Annotated in this window: 1 protein-coding gene and 1 pseudogene; both read left to right on the top strand. The window is 34.4% G+C overall.

The features are described from left to right. The coding region (locus AC2JF8_RS09325; protein WP_500762811.1) for an ABC transporter permease subunit at positions 1-200 on the top strand (200 nt) is incomplete at its 5' end. Next, positions 200-418, top strand: a pseudogene (locus AC2JF8_RS09320) (ABC transporter permease); the annotation flags it as partial. The gene AC2JF8_RS09325 and the pseudogene AC2JF8_RS09320, both read left to right, overlap by 1 nt.

Genomic DNA, 418 nt, shown 5'->3' with positions numbered 1-418 from the left:
CTTTAGTAGTAGAAAATATTTTTGCCATCCCTGGGATTGGGGAACAGTTTGTAAAATCAATTATGACAAACGACTATCCAACAATTATGGCAGTAACTATTTTGTATTCAACAATGTTAGTTGTTGTAATTCTGATTGTTGACTTACTTTATGGTTTAATTGATCCAAGAATTCGCGTATCAGGAGGTGCAAAAGGCTAATGGAAACAGTCAATAAAAATAATCTACCACAAGCGATTAAAGATATTCCGGCAGATGAGTTTCAGCCTCTAAACACTTCAACTCTAAAAGAAAGAGAGCGTATTGCCACACCGTCTTTAAGTTTCTTACAAGACTCATGGCGTCGTTTGAAAAAGAATAAAGCTGCAGTTATCTCAATGAGTTTCTTAGCAGTTATTATCTTTATCTCTATTATTACC

The organism is Lactobacillus sp. CA30L (assembly GCF_059900845.1).
The sequence above is the reverse complement of the archived record's forward strand: the minus strand, read 5'-3'. Positions and strand labels throughout refer to the sequence as shown.